Origin of the sequence: Actinomadura sp. 7K507, from assembly GCF_004348425.1 — a bacterium.
Classification (GTDB): Bacteria; Actinomycetota; Actinomycetes; order Streptosporangiales; family Streptosporangiaceae; genus Spirillospora.
This window is the reverse complement of record NZ_SMKK01000450.1, coordinates 1-2,971: the sequence shown is the minus strand read 5'-3', so window position 1 is coordinate 2,971 and position 2,971 is coordinate 1. Positions and strand designations below refer to the sequence as shown.

3 protein-coding genes are annotated in these 2,971 nt (G+C 71.9%); 1 reads left to right on the top strand and 2 read right to left on the bottom strand.

The window, feature by feature from the left end; translation table 11 throughout:
- Positions 1–20 precede the first annotated feature (20 nt).
- Positions 21–1,013 (bottom strand): hypothetical protein, encoded by a 993-nt coding sequence (locus E1285_RS44245; protein WP_132160889.1) that lies wholly within the window; start codon positions 1,011–1,013, stop codon positions 21–23.
- Between the two features lie 441 nt (positions 1,014–1,454).
- On the opposite strand from E1285_RS44245, the gene E1285_RS44240 reads away from it, so the two are divergent.
- Positions 1,455–1,862, top strand: coding sequence for an ATP-binding protein (locus tag E1285_RS44240; protein ID WP_243723478.1), 408 nt, complete (start codon positions 1,455–1,457; stop codon positions 1,860–1,862).
- 19 nt (positions 1,863–1,881) lie between these two features.
- Here E1285_RS44240 and E1285_RS44235 read toward each other — a convergent pair.
- Positions 1,882–2,971, bottom strand: a 1,090-nt coding sequence (locus tag E1285_RS44235) for an AMP-binding protein (protein ID WP_132160888.1), incomplete at its 5' end; no start/stop codon positions are given.

Below are 2,971 nucleotides of genomic sequence, written 5' to 3'. Positions count from 1 at the left end.
GCCCAACGCCCCACCTGCGCTCACTGAAGTGACGCGGGCCGTGCGGGCGAGACGGGCCCTGGAACGGGCGGGGCGGCGGAGCGCGTCGTGCGGCCGTGCCGGGTGGTTCGGGTGCGGCGTTCGTGGCGGGGGAAGGCCAGGAGGGCGAGGACGGCCAGGCCGACGCCGGCGGTCCGCAGGAGGAACAGGCCCGGATCGTGCGGCCACGGCTCCCCGTACAGCAGCGTCGCCGACAGCAGCAGGTGCGTCTTCGCGGTCACGGTGACCACGGTGACGATGATGGTGAGGCGGCAGCGCTGCAGGCCGATCGACAGCAGGCCGAGGCCGAGGGCGCCGGCGAGCAGGAACAGGAACGGGTGCGGCGAGGCGAGGACGCCGGTCCCGTGGTCCCCGGCGAGCATCGTCGCCATGCCCATGCCGAAGACCTCGGTGGCGCCGAGCAGGACGCCCGCGCCGAGGCCGTAGGCGATGCCGGTGAGGGGTCGCGCGTGCCGGCCGCTGACCTGGCGGTCGCGCACGCAGAACATCCACAGCGGCAGGGCCAGCGAGGGGACGACGATGAGGGCGGCCTTCCACAGCGGGAGCGCGGCGGCGGCCTCGGCGCCGCCCGTGCGGTGCAGCGCGTCCGCGAGCGAGTCCCCCGGGCCGGGCATGACCGACAGCGCGGCGGTGGCCATCGCCGCCACGGTGATGATCGCGGCGAGCCACTCGCGGGAGGTGGGACGTTCGCCGAACCCGCTCATCCCCACGGCCAGCAGCAGGACGAGGCCGAGCCCGAAGGCGGGGAGGGTGGCGACGACCGGGAGCGTGACGAGGGCGGTGGCCGAGAGCGCGAAGCCCGCCAGCAGCACCAGGACGCCGGCCAGCCAGCGCGGGCTTCGCACCAGGCGTCCGGCGGCGTGCAGCGGATGCCGGCCGCCTATCGGGCTCATGTGTCCGGTGGCCGTCTTGAACAGGACGTACGCGCCGATGTAGACGGCCTGCGCGGAACAGGCGAGCACGACGGCTTGCATGGCGCACCTCCGGGGGTGAGGCTCCGCGGCTGGAGCCATCGGTGCGACCCGGCGGGCGGCACCCCAACCCCGCCCATCCGGTGATAACGCTGATGTAACGGATGGTGGCATGGGAAAGGCGCCCGGCGATCCGCCCCGGGAGACGGATAAAATGACCGTTTTGTACGCCTAGGTGAGCAATGGCCGGGATGCACAGTCGGGTGGCACATGTCGCAGCCCACAGCCCCACCTCTGGTTATGTGGTGGAGTGAGCAAGAACATGGTCGTAGTTTCATATTTTCGCAATGCGCGGATCCCGCGGTAACTCGTACCGTAAGCTCCGCGTCTGACGCCGAAACCGTCCCGGAAAGGTCAAGATCAATACGTCCATGGCGTTGCCCGATCACTCACCGCAGGTGAATGATTGCGGTGCGCTCCCGAGTTCCGATGGTGTGGTGATCAGTGACCGTGGGGATGGAACGGCTCGGTGAACCGGTCGGGTTCACCGGCGACGGCGATGGCGGCCGCCGGGCCCGTCGCGCCGTCCGCGAGCGTGCCGCGAAGGTCGTCGCGGACGAGAACCTCCTGGACGACGTCGAGCTGATGGCCGCCGAGGGCGTCGCCAACGCGATCCTGCACGGCACCGGGATCGTCACGGTGGCGGTCGCCACCGACGGCCGGCGGATCCGCGTCGACGTCACCGACGACGGCCCCGCCCAGGACGGCCACCACGACGAGCCGCGCCTCGACCACGGGCGCGGCCTCACCGTCATCGACGCGCTCTCCGACGAGTGGGGCCTCGACCAGTCCCCGCACCGCACCCGCCTCTGGTTCCTCCTGGACGTCCACCGCCCGCCCGCCGACGCCTGACCCTCCTGCGGGAGCCGGTTCAGGGCGTGGTGTCGCCGGGGCGGTCCTGGAGTTCGCGACGGAGGATCTTGCCGGTGGCGTTGCGGGGAAGGGCGTCGACGAAGTGCACGTCGCGCGGGACGGCGAAACGCGCGAGGTGATCGCGGACGTGGGCGCGGACGGCGTCGGCGTCGAGCGTCTCGCCCTCCCGCAGGGCGATGAAGGCGGCGGCCCGCTGGCCGAAGTCCTCGTCCGGTACCCCGATCACGGTGACCTCCCGCACCTGCGGAAGACCGGTCAGGACCTCCTCGATCGCGCTGGGGAACACGTTCTCCCCGCCCGAGACGATCATGTCGTCGTCGCGGCCCTGCACGAAGAGGCGGCCCTGCTCGTCGAGGTGCCCGACGTCGCCGAGGCTCATCAGGCCGTCGCGCATCTCCTTGGTGTCGCCGCTGGTGTAGCCGGCGAACGGCAGCTCGTTGGCGGCGAAGATCCGCCCGGTGGTTCCCGGCGGGACGCGTTCACCGGCGTCGTCCAGGATCGCGACCTTCGTCCCTGGCGGGGGCGTGCCCGCCGTGTCGGGACGGGCGCGCAGGTCGGCGGGCGTGGCGATGGTGACCCACGACGCCTCCGTCGACCCGTACATGTTGTAGAGGACGTCGCCGAACTCGTCCATGAACGTGGTGGCGAGCGTCGCGGGCAGCGCCGAGCCGGAGACGGCCGCGATCCGCATCGAGGACGTGTCGCGCTTGCGGCGCTCGGCGTCCGGGACGTCCAGCATGCGCTGGAGCATGACCGGGACGGCGACCAGCGCGGTCGGCCTGGTCGCCTCGATCGTCTGGAGCGTCTGCTCGGGGTCGAAGCGGGACCGCAGCACGATCGTGGCGCGCAGCGGGATCGCCGCCTGGAGCATCGCGTAACCCCAGGTGTGGAACAGCGGCGCCTCGATGAACATCCGCTCGTGCACCCGGTACGGGATGCGGGACAGGACCGCCACCATCGGCGACAGGCCGGGCCGCGAGTGCCGGTTGGCGCCCTTGGGCCGGCCGGTCGTGCCGGAGCTGAGGACGATCGTCCGGCCCGCCTTCGACGGCGGTTCGACCTTGACCGCGGGCGAGGTGACGATGAGG

Bases quoted from the DNA above. Each gene is read 5' to 3' on its own strand.
- E1285_RS44245 (WP_132160889.1), bottom strand. From the start codon at position 1,013: ATGCAAGCCGTCGTGCTCGCCTGTTCCGCGCAGGCCGTCTACATCGGC.